Source organism: Ochrobactrum sp. BTU1, assembly GCA_018798825.1.
GTDB lineage: Bacteria > Pseudomonadota > Alphaproteobacteria > Rhizobiales > Rhizobiaceae > Brucella.
In genome coordinates, this window is sequence record CP076354.1 from 1,416,672 (window position 1) to 1,429,496 (window position 12,825).

The following is a 12,825-nucleotide window of genomic DNA, read 5'->3' on the forward strand; positions in this document are numbered from 1 at the left end:
GTTCTGTTCATGGCGGCGAGACTAATCAGCGAAAATCGTGTCGTCAACGCATAAATGTATGAAGCGCGATATTTTCTTCTGTCAAACTGCGCCTCTCGATAAGATTATTGCCCTGACAGGGCATCTTCACCAGAGGAGAACACCTTCCAGCTCTCGTCAAGCTGGTTGCGAAACCATGTTGATTGCCGCTTGGCATATTGGCGGGTGGCGATAATCGATCGTTCGATAGCGTCTTCACGCGTCATCTCACCCGCAAAAAATGCTGAAATCTCGCGCACGCCGATCGCCTTCATCGCTGGCAATGCCGGATCGAGGTGAAGCACGTTCAACGCGCGCACTTCATCAAGCGCCCCATGGTCCCACATGAGATTGAAACGTTGAGCAATCCGCTCGCCCAACCATTTGCGTTCGGGCAGCAACACGATCTTTGTTGCGCTTGCATCATCAACGAGAGCCGTTCCGGTATTCTTCTGCCAATGCAGCAGCGACTTGCCCGTTCCTTCAAACACCTCCAGCGCACGCACAATACGCTGACTGTCAGTCGGGCGCAGTGTGGCGGCAATTTCCGGATCAAGTTCTGTAAGATGAGTGTGGAGCGCTTCTGCCCCTTCTTCACTCATTCTATTGCGCCAGTACTCGCGCACATCTGCGGGCACTTCCGGCATCTGCGAAAGACCGCCTAAAAGCGCACGGAAATAAAGCCCGGTGCCGCCAACAAAGATCGGTGTGCGGGTTCTGAGATCCGCACGCAATAAAATGGCTTCGACATCTGCAAACCATTTTCCTGTCGAATAGGATACTGATGGAGCGACATGGCCGTACAGAAAATGCTCGACTTCGCGTAGCTCGTCAGCTTGAGGGCGAGCGCTCAGAAGGTCGAGCACATCATAAACCTGCATTGAATCGGTGTTTACAATGAAGCCGCCGGTCTTCTTTGCCAAATGAAGGGCAAGAGCCGACTTGCCGCTGGCCGTCGGGCCAGCTATCAGGATTGCATCCTTCGCCGCTTCACTCATCGCAGGAAATGCTCCTCATGTCCCGATCCGCTTCCCTCGTTGCTACACTGATTGCCAATCCGGCCAAAGCGTCGCTTATTCCGTCCTTGGGGATTAAAGCCTCGGCAGCAGTGAATGCAAGCGGGCTTTACTGGCTCGCCGATGGCATCGCCTGCGATATACCGCTTGCTTCCGGTTTAAGCCATGAAGAAGCAGACCAGGCGTTGCGCTCTTCCCTTGATGGCGCTCCAGTTGATGTCGTGGTGCAGGAACAGGAAAGCCGGCGCAAGAAAATTCTGATTGCAGACATGGATTCCACTATGATCCAGCAGGAATGCATTGATGAACTGGCGGAAGAAGCTGGTCTTCGTGAACATGTTGCGGCGATCACCGCCCGTGCCATGAATGGCGAAATCGAGTTCGAACCAGCACTTCGTGAACGCGTAGCACTTCTCAAAGGTCTGCCACTGTCGGTGATCGACAAGGTTATCTCGACCCGCATTTCGCTGATGCCGGGTGGTGTCGAATTGGTGCGCACCATGCGCAAGCACGGCGCCTATACAGCACTTGTGTCTGGTGGCTTCACATCCTTCACACGCCGTGTTGCAGAAATGATTGGCTTTAACGAAGATCGCGCCAACACACTTCTTCATGATGGCGCGCATCTCAGCGGCGCCGTTTCCGATCCGATCCTCGGCCGCGAAGCAAAAGTTGAAAAGCTGGTCGAAATCGCTGACCGTCTTGGCCTCACCCCGCAGGATGCAATTGCCGTGGGTGACGGTGCCAACGATCTTGGCATGATTCAGCTCGCGGGCACCGGTGTGGCTCTTCATGCAAAACCAGCTGTAGCAGCGCAGGCAAAAGTGCGTATCGATCATGGTGATCTGACCTCCCTTCTCTATATTCAGGGCTATCGCAAATCGGATTTCGTTGAATGATTATTCTGGAAACGCCTCGCCTCATTATTCGTAACTGGGAAGATCGAGATCGTGAATTAATGCACGAGATCAACTCCGATGCTGACGTGATGCGTTTCTTTCCATTTCGGCGCAATCGCGCGGAATCGGATGATCTGTTTGAGCGTCTGCAGAAAATGATTACTGAAACTGGATTTGGCTTCTACGCACTCGAAGAAAAGCTGAGTGGACAATGCATCGGATTTGCAGGCCTTGCCCGCACTGATCTTGAACCGCATTTTCCAAAGGGTACTGTTGAAATCGGCTGGCGACTAGCTCATCGTTTCTGGGGCAAAGGCTATGTGACGGAAGCTGGCAACGCGCTTCTGACTTATGCCTTCCAAACACTGAACTTGCCCGAGGTCGTATCCTTTGCAGTGTTTAACAACGACCGTTCAACATCTGTTATGCAGCGTATAGGCATGGCTCGTGATGAGACTGGCGATTTCGATCATCCGAATGTGCCCGACGAAACGCCGCACCTCAAACATCACGTCGTCTACCGCTTAGCAAACCACACGAAGAACTGAATCACATTCAGAGCTAACCCGCCTAAATGATTCAAACGACAATGAAAAAAGGCGCCGCAAAATGTTGCGACGCCTTTTTTGTTTAAGAGAAGAACGTTTAGTCGATGCGGATTGTCACAAAACGCAGTTCGCCAGAACGCGACGCAAGCATCAGGAGTGCATTCTTACGGCCTTCACGACGCAGAGCATCAATTCGCTTCTTCACGTCAGCCGGTGACTTCACAGTAACCTGTCCGATATCGACAATCACGTCGCCGGTTTCGATACGCTTTTCACCGGCAGCAGAACCGGGAGCAACATAAAGCACAGCCACCCCTTCAACATCTTCGGCAATGCCAAATTCGCCACGCACATCGTCGTTAATTTCCGAAAGCTTCATACCGAGCACCGACGTGCCAGCCTGTTCCTTTTGCTCCTTCTTAGGAGCGTTTGGAACTTCTTCACCCTCTTCGCCTTCTTCCATATCTGGCGGAGGTGCCTGATCTTCGGTCGCTTCCTCGGTACTTTTATCGTCTTCGACCAAACGGCCAAGCTTGACCTTTACAGTTTTTTCTTCGCCGTCGCGGACAACAACAACTTCGACTTCATCCCCGACAGCGCTTTCGGCAACAAGGCGCGGCAGGTCACGCGCACGCTCTACCGGCTTACCGTCATAACGGATCACAACGTCACCCGCCTTGATCTCTTTATTGTCGACACCTGAATTTTCGATAAGACCCGCGATCAATGCGCCTTTAGATTCTTTCAAGCCGAGGCTCTGGGCAATATCATCACTGACTGGCTGGATACGAACACCGAGCCAGCCTCGGCGCACTTCGCCAAACTCTTTAAGCTGGTCGATAACACCAACAGCCATTTCAGCCGGAATGGCAAAACCGATACCAATCGAACCACCTGATGGTGAATAGATCGCCGTATTGATGCCGATCACCTTGCCGTCCATATCAAACAGCGGACCTCCGGAATTACCGCGATTGATTGCGGCATCCGTCTGGATGAAATCATCATAAGGGCCAGACTGGATATCGCGCTTGCGTGCGGAAATAATACCGGCAGTCACTGTGCCGCCAAGGCCAAACGGATTACCGATTGCCAGCACCCAATCGCCAATGCGCGCCTTGTCCGAATTACCAAACTGCACGGATTTAAGCTTATGCTTCGTTGGATCAACTTTCAGCACGGCAAGATCGGTCTTTGTGTCCTTCCCCACCAGCTCCGCTTTCAGCTTGGAACCGTCAACGAAATTCACTTCAATCTCATCTGCATCGGCAATGACGTGGTTGTTTGTAACGATAAAGCCTTTTTCGGCATCAATCACAAAGCCCGAACCCAGCGATTGCACTTTGCGCGAATCGTTTTTCTTTGCGCCGTCCTTATCGTTGAAGAAGTCGTTGAAATACTCCTGAAACGGAGAACCTTCCGGCACCTGTGGCATAGGCACACCGCCGTCTTCTTCACCATCTTCCTTGACGGTCTGCGATGTCGAAATATTCACGACCGCATCCAGAAGGCCTTCGGCCAGATCAGCTACAGAACCCGGCCCCTGCCTGATTGGCGCTGTTTGCTGGGCGAACGAAGGTGCGGCGCCAATTGCAACTGTCCCTGTAAAACTCATCGCTCCAAGAGCTACGGTTGCTAGAAGGGTGCGAGCAAATCTCGCCTTGGGTGCAATTGCCATGAAGCTCTGCTCCGTTTCTGTCTGCGATAAGAAATCCAGAAGTTTAGATCGCTGCAAAATACGGCCTGTTTACGGCCCCGCATAGAGCGGTGAGCAGAAATATAATGAATGAACTGGCTTATCCCCTGACAAGCCAGACAATGAAGACGCCAATTGCCAGTGCCGAAAGCCCTGCAATCCGCAACATGCTTTCGGGCGCTTCTGATGCATCGCGCGCAAGCTTTTTGGCAAAAAAAGGAAAGCCGCCGTAGAGCAGCCCTTCGAAGACGAAGAGAAGACCTACGGCGGCTAGAAAATCGCTCATTTGCGATAATTTCTCTTACTGAGACGGCGTTGTCAGTTTCCCACCAGCATCACGGAAGAACTTGAAGAACTCCGAATCCGGCGAGAGAACAAGCGTTGTGTCTGGCGTCTGGAGAGCTTCGCGATACGCTGCCATCGAACGATAGAAGGCAAAGAAGCCAGGGTCCTTAGACGCAGACTGAGCGAAGATATCACTGCGCTGTGCTTCGCCTTCACCGCGAAGGATTTCAGATTCCTTATGTGCTTCAGCAAGCGTTTCCACAACCTGACGATCAGCAATAGCGCGGATACGCTGTGCTGCTTCACGACCACGCGCACGCAGACGTTCTGCTTCCGCAAGACGTTCTGCCTTCATGCGGTCGTAGGTCTGCTGCGAAACTTCAGCTGTCAGATCCGTACGACGAATACGAACATCTTCAATGGTCAGACCAAGAGAAGTCGCGTCAGCGCGCATCTGGTTTGCCACTTCACGCATCATGTCGCCGCGTTCTTCGGAGAGTGCAGCTTCAAAGCCACGCTGACCGTAAACGCCACGCAATGCAGCATCAAGACGCGTACGCAGGCGCTGTTCGGCGAGCAAAGTGCTACCCGAAACTGTCTCGCGGAACTTGCGGGCATCAGTAATACGATAAACGAGGAACGCGTCCACGTCGTAGAACTTACCACCCGAAACCTGAACGCGGATATCGTCAAGATCGAAGCGCAGAAGACGATCATCGATCAACTGCACGGTATCTGCATCAAGAAAGCCGAAAGGCATTTTGAAATAGATGCCTGGTTCAGTCTTCACAGCAACAATCTGACCAAAGCGCAGAACGATTGCCTGCTGACGTTCGTTAACAATGAACGTCGCCGAGTATGCCAGGAAAAGGATGACGGCGATGATACCGCCAATAATCGGAAGCCTGTTCTGAGACATTACTGTGCACCTCCGCCGGTCGTGGTTGCGTTTGCACCGGGACGCGGCTGCTGACGCATAAGTTCATTCAGAGGCAGATAAGGCACGACTTCTTTTCCGGGCTCCACGATGACTTTTTTCGTGCTCTTTAGTACCTGTTCCATCGTTTCTAGGAAAAGACGATTACGGGTAACTTCCGGCGACTTCTGATATTCGCCAAGCACCGAGCTGAAACGCTGCGCTTCACCTTCAGCTTCCTGGACAACACGGTTCTTATAAGCTGCTGCCTCTTCACGAAGCTGTGCCGCTTCACCGCGCGCCTGACCGAGACGCTGGTTGGAGTACTGGTTGGACTCTTCTACGAAGCGGTCTTCATCCTGTTCAGCACGCTGTACTTCATCGAACGCATCGGCCACTTCACGCGGCGGCGCTGCATCTTCGATGGAAACGGCGTTGACCTGAATACCGGCATTATAGCGATCAAGCGTTGCCTGAACGATGTCGCGAACGCTCTGCGCAATGGCAGCACGGTTATCACGGAACACGTCCTGAGCTGGTCGGCGGCCGACGATCTCGCGGATCGCACTTTCCGAAACCTGCTGGACCATCGAGTCCGGATTATCGACATTGAACAAATATGCACGCGGATCGGATACACGGTAAAGCACCGAGAACTGAACATTGACGATGTTCTGATCGCCCGTCAGCATCAGGCCCTGCGTGGCGTTACGCGAGCCCTGCCCACCGATATTGATCTGCTTTTCGACGATCTGAGCCTTTTCATAGGTCTCTATCGGCCAGAAATGGAAATGCAGGCCCGGCTCGGACACTTCAGCCTTTGGTTTACCAAAGCGAAGTTCCACGGCGAGTTCATCAGGCTGAACAGTATAGACCGACTGAAAAAGCCAGAAACCCAACACCGCTGCGCCGATGAGGAAAAATACGCCGCGATTGCTGCCGCCCTTGCCGCCACTGCCACCTGGAAAAACTTTTTTCAGACGGTCCTGGCCCTTACGGAGAATGTCTTCAAGATCCGGCGGTGTGTTTGGTCCGCCACCGCGCGGTCCCTTCGGTCCCTGCCCCCATGGGCCACCGTTGCCACCATTATTATTGTTATTGCCGTTATTATTATCGCCGCCGCCACCCCATGGGCCGCCGCCGCCATTCTGATTACTCCAGGGCATCCTCACCTCTCGTCCGGGAGACGGGAAAGCAAGCGCCACCTCCCGTCATCAACTAATGTTACCGTTTTATAGGCATCGCGAGGGCCGCTTTCAACGTGAGGCGGCAAATTTCCTGCGTTATAATTTACGCAACACGCCGTTCGTACTGAATATAGCGTGTTGGATGACTGTCTTTTTCGCCTGCAGGCACGTCTTCACTCGAAATTGCCTGCCAGATATCCGAATCGATTTCTGGGAAATACGTGTCACCATCAATCGTGGCCAGAACCCGCGTCAGATGCACCTTATCGGCCAATGGTAGCGCCTGCGCATAGATCTTGCCACCACCAATAATGCAGACTTCATCGACACCCAGCTCTATTGCAAGCTTGCGGCCGAGATAGATTGCATCTTCGAGCGAAGCTGTAATCTGAGCACCGTCGGCTGCAAAATTCGCATCTCTCGTTATCACGATATTTGGGCGCCCCGGCAAAGGCCGGCCAATAGATTCCCATGTCTTCCGCCCCATAATCACCGGCTTACCAAGTGTGAGTGCCTTAAAGCGCTTGAGATCGGTAGACAGTTTCCAAGGCATGTCATTGTCGCGGCCAATGACACCATTTTCCGCGGCAGCCACAATGATCGATACAATCGGATTTCGAGCAGTCATATCTTACACCGCGATCGGAGCTTTGATCGTCGGATCAGCTTCGTAACCCACCAGTTCGAAGTCTTCGAATTGGAAGGCAAACAGATCGTTGACATCCGGATTGATCCGCATGGTCGGCAATGCTTTTGGCGTGCGGGTCAGCTGTAAACGCGCCTGCTCGAAATGATTGGAATAGATATGCGCATCACCAAGAGTATGCACAAAGTCTCCCGGCTCAAGGCCCGCAACCTGCGCAATCATCATCGTCAGCAACGCATAGGATGCGATGTTGAAAGGAACCCCAAGGAAAATATCTGCCGAACGCTGATAGAGCTGGCAGGAAAGCTTGCCATCAGACACGTAGAACTGGAACAGGCAATGGCATGGCGGCAGTGCCATTTCATCAACCAGCGCCGGATTCCATGCAGATACGATCAGACGTCGTGAATTAGGATTTTCACGCAACATCTTGAGAAGATTCGCAATCTGATCAATGTGGCGGCCATCCGGTGCTGGCCATGAGCGCCACTGATAGCCATAGACAGGGCCGAGATCGCCATTCTCATCGGCCCATTCATCCCAGATCGAAACGCCGTTTTCCTTGAGATAGGCAATATTGGTATCGCCTTTGAGAAACCACAGCAGCTCATGGATGATTGAGCGCAGATGCAGCTTTTTGGTCGTCAGAACCGGAAACCCTTCGGCCAGATTGAATCGCATCTGATAACCGAAAACCGAACGCGTGCCCGTTCCGGTACGGTCGCCACGGTCAACGCCATTGTCGAGCACATGCTGGAGAAGGTCGAGATAGGTACGCATAGGGAAACTTTCCGAGTCCGATTCGCTTTAGGACCACTATAAAGAAAAACCTCGGCGCGACGAGGCACCGAGGTTTCAAACTCCACAAGGGAGTGAATGGATCAGAGGTCGCCGAGCTTACCAAGCTGCTTTGCGACGAGATAATAGAAGGTGACGCGGTGCTTGTTGCGGTCGCCCTTCATCACTTCAGCTACATGGTTGACCACTTCTTCAGCCTTGGCAGCGTCGGCAACACCGAGCTTCTTCGCTACCCAGCTATCGCGCACGCGCTTGAGTTCTTCCGGATCGGTTGCTGAAACTAGAGAGGAATCGCGATTGCGCAGCGCAATGCCGAGATGCTTTACGATCTTCTCGACAGCGGCTTCATCAGCGCCAGCATCATAACGACGGACATCCGCGAGATAGTCACTCATATATCCACTCTCCTTAGATTGGGTATCTGCCCCGATTAAACCTCCGCCACAGCTGGATATTTCTGTTTCTATCCAGCATGCACCGGTAGTGGAGTGAGGATTGACCAGCCTGCGCTGACTGTCAATAAAAATGAACGCTAAAAGCGAAGAGCAAGATCGGCGAACAACCTGTTAAATCATAACTACCCCCTTCCAATCGAAGGGAAGGACGCCTATATACGGCGTGTCAGCGCAAGCTGACTATGGTGATAAATGGACGATGTAATAAACCTATTGGACCCGGGGGCGGTACCCGGCGCCTCCACCACAACGCAAGAAGCATTAATAGCGAGTTGCGCTGCGGCGGGGGCGAAATAGGATCGACAAGGGTGTAAAGATCGCTCTTTTGCTCGGCATGATACCACCGTTATCGGGTCAATTGAGTAGTTGCAAATGACAACAAAGCTCAGGGTTACGCTCTCGCTGCCTAATGGCGGTGCGGGAAACCCACTCTAAAGCCCTTAGGGTTAGCACCTTAAGGCGGGGTTCGGAGGCACCTGGCAACAGAAGCCTCCACTTCTCTACAAAATTACAGCGACTTAAATGCAAACTGCTCCAGAAAATCTGAAGCCGTTCTGTTTTAGACTATTGCTGCTTCTGTATCCGGCTCTGTCTTGCGCGAGAAAACAATCAGCGCAAGCAGGAAAGCCGTCACGGCACAGGCGGCGATTCCGCCTATCATCGGCAGTGCCGAACCATCGAAGAAAGCACCTGTGATACCAATTGCGATACCGCCAATCACAAAGTGCAGTGTTCCCAAAAGTGCTGAGGCAGTTCCCGCAATTTCACCATGGTCTTCCAGTGCAAGCACTGCAGTTGTAGGGATAACCAGACCAAGGAAGCCGTAACCGACAAACAGGAAGCTGGCGATTAGCCAAAGCGAATGATGACCCATTAGCACGGCAGCGAACATCGCAAGCATAACAGCTGCAAATCCCGATACCGCCACGCGCATCACGCGGCGCAACCCAAAACGGGCACCCAAAACACCATTGAGCTGCGACACACTAAAGAACGAGACCGCGTTCACCGAGAATGCCACAGCATATTGGCTTCTGGTCAGGCCGTAATGGTCGATCAAAATGAACGACGAGTTAGCCAGATAGACAAAGAAAGAAGCGATACCGAACCCACCAATGGCAGCCAGTCCCATGAAGTAACGATCTTTGAGCAGGCGTCCATAGCCGCGCAATGCGCTGCTGAGATTACTTTCAAGACGAGCTTCGGCCCCTCTCGTTTCTTTCAGAGCTGTTGCAACCAGCACGATGCCGATAAGAGCTGCGACAAGCACCGCCCAGAACACGCCGCGCCAACCAAAGAAATCGATAAGCACCGAGCCGCTCAAAGGCGCGAGGATCGGTGAAATCGAGAACACAAGCATGAGCAGCGACATTAATCGTGCAGCATCCACGCCTGTATGGAGATCACGCACCACAGCACGCGGGATCACCGTACCGGCAGCAGCTCCAAGACCCTGAAGGAAGCGGAACATCACAAGGACATCAATATTGGTCGCCAAAGCCGACCCGACGCTGCCGATCGCAAACAAAATAAGTCCGCCATAAAGAGGCACCTTGCGCCCCACCATGTCAGACAACGGGCCACAAAATAGCTGTGCAATCGCCAAAGCGATAAAAAATGCCAAAAGGCTCATCTGTACTGCACCGGTTTCGGCGCGCAGATCAGTCGCAATCGTCGGCAATGCTGGCAGATACATATCAATTGCAAACGGGCCTATTGCTGACAAAAGACCCAGAATAATTGCGTTGCGCACGAGACCGGAAGTAGCAGAGCCAGATGAGGATCCTAAACGGGTGCCTGAACTCATGGGGGGAGCACTTTCATCAATGTTTCGTGAGTCGCCCGTTACGATTTCGGCCCCAGGTCATCGCTTGGGAGGATGGCAGGTCAGGGTCGAAATATCGCAACCGGATATCTATCCACATGTTATTGCTGAATATTTTCAATTACATCTGTGACAAACCGGCCCCCAACCGGATATCGCAGCCTTTAAAAACAGTGTAGCAATCCGCATAATGGACGAGATGTCAAAACCGTTTTGACACGAGTGTAAAATTAGACACTATTGTCCAAACCGTCAAGTCGTCTTATGTTATGAATATGAAACCTACTGACATGCTCGATATAGCCGTTCTGCCGGACAGACGTGCCACCCTTTCGAAAGGGATGAATTCTGCGGCAGTGAAACCGGGGCAATGCATGAAGCGCGACTTCATTCTTTGCGCTGCAGCCCGCGTCTTTTACCGCGATGGGTTTCAAGGTGCGAGCATAGATCTCATTGCCAGCGAAGCCGGAGTATCCCGTCAGACGATCTATAATCATTATCGCGACAAGGAAGCACTACTTGCTGCTGTCGTTGATGATGCCTTTGACCGGATGACTGCTAGCCTTTTTGCTGTTTTAGCCACTTTTCCGCAGTCGGGCGAAAATCTGGAAAAGGCTCTGATCTCATTTTCCATTAGGATGAGTCGTAGCTGCGTTTATGACTCTTCTACTGTTTTCCTTCGCAAACTTTTTCAATCCGACGAAGATGCTCTGCCGTTGAAAAGCGATATTTGCAGTAATCGCGGCCCTGCACAAGCCGTGCCAGCAATTGCCGCTCATCTGGCTCGCCTTGCGCTTGCAGGCGATTTGCAGATTGAGGATCCGGACCTCGCCGCTCGCCATTATCTGGCACTTATCAATGCTGACATTCACTACCACCTCCTGACAGGTCAAAGTGTGGATGATAGCATTATCGAGAAAAGCTCGATCAATGGTGTCCGGACGTTTCTGATGGCATTTGGCAAACGCGCTTAGGTCTTCCTCCCCCCTCACATTCGCACCTTGATTGCTTTTACAGTCCCACCCTCGTGGGAGTTGAGCTTTTTCACGATATAATTTTCAATTCAATTGAGAACAAACTTGACATCAACCCGCGAATCCGTGGGATAAGCAAATCATGGTACAGGATTTGATCCGTTACGATATTTTGGCTCAGGAAGCCCTCCGCGGCGTCATTCGCAAGGTTCTTGCGGAGGTCGCGTCAACTGGCTTGCCTGGAAACCACCACTTCTTCATCACGTTCCTGACCGGAGCGCCTGGTGTGCGTATTTCATCGCGCCTCAAGGAAAAATACCCTGAGCAGATGACGATCGTGTTACAGCACCAGTTCTGGGACATGGTAGTGACAGACCAGCTTTTTGAGATCGGTCTGTCCTTCGGGGATGTCCCTGAAAAGCTCACAGTTCCGTTCTCGGCTATCCGCGGTTTTTACGATCCTTCCGTGAACTTCGAGCTGGAATTCGACGTGTCCGTCGTCCAGCCGACCAGTGACAATGACGAAGGCAGTAATATTTCTTCGATTGAGCTGATTTCTTCTGAAGAGACCCCGGCCAAAAAGCCGAAGTCAAAACCGCGCAAAACTGCTGCGGAAAAGGAAGATGCAGTCGCCAAGGAAAACGAAGCGTCAGAAGGCGATGATGCAGAATCCAAGCCATCTGCGGATGTCGTTTCGCTTGATTCTTTCCGCAAGAAGTAAGCTTAAACCTTCTTTATGAGATCAGTGCCAGAGCAGGTTTTCCTCTCTGGCGTTTTCATTTGCGCGCTCAAAAGCGACCTTCCCATAAGCCAGATTTTTTGCCCAATTGACTTTAATCAAGGCATACGGACAATTAGGCGATAATTATACAAATTTTGGCAACGATTTGGATGGTGGTTTTATGCTGCGTTTAATTGCACAGGCAGTCTTGTGGCTCAGCGGGCTTATTGCTGCGGTATTCGTTGCAAAGGATGAGCCGAATTTTCCGCTCTGGCAAATGACGTTCGGCTTGCTTATGCTTGTTGTGCTGTCATTGGCCATCTGGTGGTTTACAAACCCCAGAACGCCAAGAAAATAACAGGGGCGGTTACAAACCTAACCCACTAATCGAATAACAGGCTTTCATGAGCGATATCGTCAATCTGCGCCAGTTCAAGAAACAGAAGGCTCGCCAGTCGAAAGAACAGCAGGCCGAGCAGAACCGTATTCTTCATGGACGCACGAAAGCCGAGAAAGAATTCGCGCGAGAAGAAACGCGAAAAGCTGAAAAATTCCTCTCCCTCAATCGGCTGGAGCCGAGCAAGAAACCGGATGATGGAGAGTGAGTGTCTCTGCCCGGCTTCGCAAGCATTCCGTCAGCATTCGTGGACATGCCACCAGCTACACGCTGGAGGACCCTTTCTATGAAATCATAGAAGAGATAGCTCAAGAACGTGAGATGGCCGTTGCCGCTCTCATCGCGGAAATCGACAGTCAACGCGACCGAATGATAAATCTTTCATCAGCTTTGCGTCTTCATGCGCTTGAATGGCTTAAAGCCAAACTGCCAGTAACAAATTAA

General features: G+C 52.1%; 15 protein-coding genes, 1 other RNA gene and 1 pseudogene. 8 read left to right on the plus strand and 9 right to left on the minus strand.

The genetic code is table 11. The features are described from left to right. Window positions 1-104: 104 nt before the first annotated feature. A complete protein-coding gene (gene miaA, locus KMS41_06880; GenBank protein QWK76844.1) occupies window positions 105-1,016 on the minus strand; it encodes a tRNA (adenosine(37)-N6)-dimethylallyltransferase MiaA in 912 nt (303 codons plus the stop codon). A gap of 17 nt (window positions 1,017-1,033) precedes the next feature. Between miaA and serB the strand changes: the two genes are divergently transcribed. Together serB and KMS41_06890 are read left to right on the plus strand one after the other, a co-directional pair. After that, window positions 1,034-1,933: a phosphoserine phosphatase SerB gene (serB, locus tag KMS41_06885; GenBank protein QWK76845.1), complete on the plus strand. Its 900-nt coding sequence runs from the start codon at window positions 1,034-1,036 to the stop codon at window positions 1,931-1,933. Beyond that, on the plus strand, window positions 1,930-2,481 hold the full coding sequence (locus KMS41_06890) for a GNAT family N-acetyltransferase (GenBank protein QWK76846.1): 552 nt from the start codon (window positions 1,930-1,932) through the stop codon (window positions 2,479-2,481). The genes serB and KMS41_06890 overlap by 4 nt, the downstream gene beginning before the upstream one ends. Before the next feature lie 97 nt (window positions 2,482-2,578). Here the strand turns inward: KMS41_06890 and KMS41_06895 are convergent, their stop codons facing one another. The 7 genes from KMS41_06895 to KMS41_06925 all read right to left on the minus strand — a co-directional run bounded on the left by KMS41_06895 (window position 2,579) and on the right by KMS41_06925 (window position 8,404). After that, window positions 2,579-4,159 carry a Do family serine endopeptidase gene (locus tag KMS41_06895; GenBank protein QWK76847.1) on the minus strand — a complete coding sequence of 527 codons (1,581 nt, stop codon included), beginning with the start codon at window positions 4,157-4,159 and terminating at the stop codon, window positions 2,579-2,581. 118 nt (window positions 4,160-4,277) lie between these two features. After that, a complete protein-coding gene (locus KMS41_06900) occupies window positions 4,278-4,463 on the minus strand; it encodes a DUF2065 family protein (protein ID QWK76848.1) in 186 nt (61 codons plus the stop codon). 15 nt (window positions 4,464-4,478) lie between these two features. Then, window positions 4,479-5,381 (minus strand): protease modulator HflC, encoded by a 903-nt coding sequence (locus KMS41_06905; protein QWK76849.1) that lies wholly within the window; start codon window positions 5,379-5,381, stop codon window positions 4,479-4,481. Further along, a complete protein-coding gene (gene hflK / locus KMS41_06910; GenBank protein ID QWK76850.1) occupies window positions 5,381-6,544 on the minus strand; it encodes an FtsH protease activity modulator HflK in 1,164 nt (387 codons plus the stop codon). Before hflK ends, KMS41_06905 begins: the two co-directional genes overlap by 1 nt. Window positions 6,545-6,668: 124 nt before the next feature. After that, a complete protein-coding gene (locus KMS41_06915) occupies window positions 6,669-7,193 on the minus strand; it encodes a dihydrofolate reductase (protein ID QWK76851.1) in 525 nt (174 codons plus the stop codon). A 3-nt stretch (window positions 7,194-7,196) separates the two neighbouring features. After that, window positions 7,197-7,991: a thymidylate synthase gene (locus KMS41_06920; protein QWK76852.1), complete on the minus strand. Its 795-nt coding sequence runs from the start codon at window positions 7,989-7,991 to the stop codon at window positions 7,197-7,199. Between the two features lie 101 nt (window positions 7,992-8,092). Beyond that, on the minus strand, window positions 8,093-8,404 hold the full coding sequence (locus tag KMS41_06925) for a DUF2853 family protein (GenBank protein QWK76853.1): 312 nt from the start codon (window positions 8,402-8,404) through the stop codon (window positions 8,093-8,095). A 186-nt stretch (window positions 8,405-8,590) separates the two neighbouring features. On the opposite strand from KMS41_06925, the gene ssrA reads away from it, so the two are divergent. Further along, window positions 8,591-8,961, plus strand: a transfer-messenger RNA (tmRNA) gene (gene ssrA, locus KMS41_06930). A 21-nt stretch (window positions 8,962-8,982) separates the two neighbouring features. On the opposite strand, the pseudogene KMS41_06935 reads toward ssrA, so the two are convergent. Continuing rightward, a pseudogene (locus KMS41_06935) lies at window positions 8,983-10,271 on the minus strand (multidrug effflux MFS transporter). Between the two features lie 293 nt (window positions 10,272-10,564). On the opposite strand from KMS41_06935, the gene KMS41_06940 reads away from it, so the two are divergent. The 5 genes from KMS41_06940 to KMS41_06960 all read left to right on the plus strand — a co-directional run bounded on the left by KMS41_06940 (window position 10,565) and on the right by KMS41_06960 (window position 12,825). Continuing rightward, window positions 10,565-11,263 (plus strand): TetR/AcrR family transcriptional regulator, encoded by a 699-nt coding sequence (locus KMS41_06940; GenBank protein QWK76854.1) that lies wholly within the window; start codon window positions 10,565-10,567, stop codon window positions 11,261-11,263. Window positions 11,264-11,405: 142 nt separating this feature from the next. Next, window positions 11,406-11,984 carry an SspB family protein gene (locus KMS41_06945; protein ID QWK76855.1) on the plus strand — a complete coding sequence of 193 codons (579 nt, stop codon included), beginning with the start codon at window positions 11,406-11,408 and terminating at the stop codon, window positions 11,982-11,984. Between the two features lie 106 nt (window positions 11,985-12,090). Further along, entirely contained in the window at window positions 12,091-12,342 is a 252-nt protein-coding gene (locus KMS41_06950) for a hypothetical protein (protein QWK78864.1), read from the plus strand. A gap of 46 nt (window positions 12,343-12,388) precedes the next feature. Continuing rightward, on the plus strand, window positions 12,389-12,589 hold the full coding sequence (locus KMS41_06955; GenBank protein QWK76856.1) for a DUF4169 family protein: 201 nt from the start codon (window positions 12,389-12,391) through the stop codon (window positions 12,587-12,589). Continuing rightward, window positions 12,586-12,825: a ribbon-helix-helix domain-containing protein gene (locus KMS41_06960; GenBank protein QWK76857.1), complete on the plus strand. Its 240-nt coding sequence runs from the start codon at window positions 12,586-12,588 to the stop codon at window positions 12,823-12,825. Before KMS41_06955 ends, KMS41_06960 begins: the two co-directional genes overlap by 4 nt.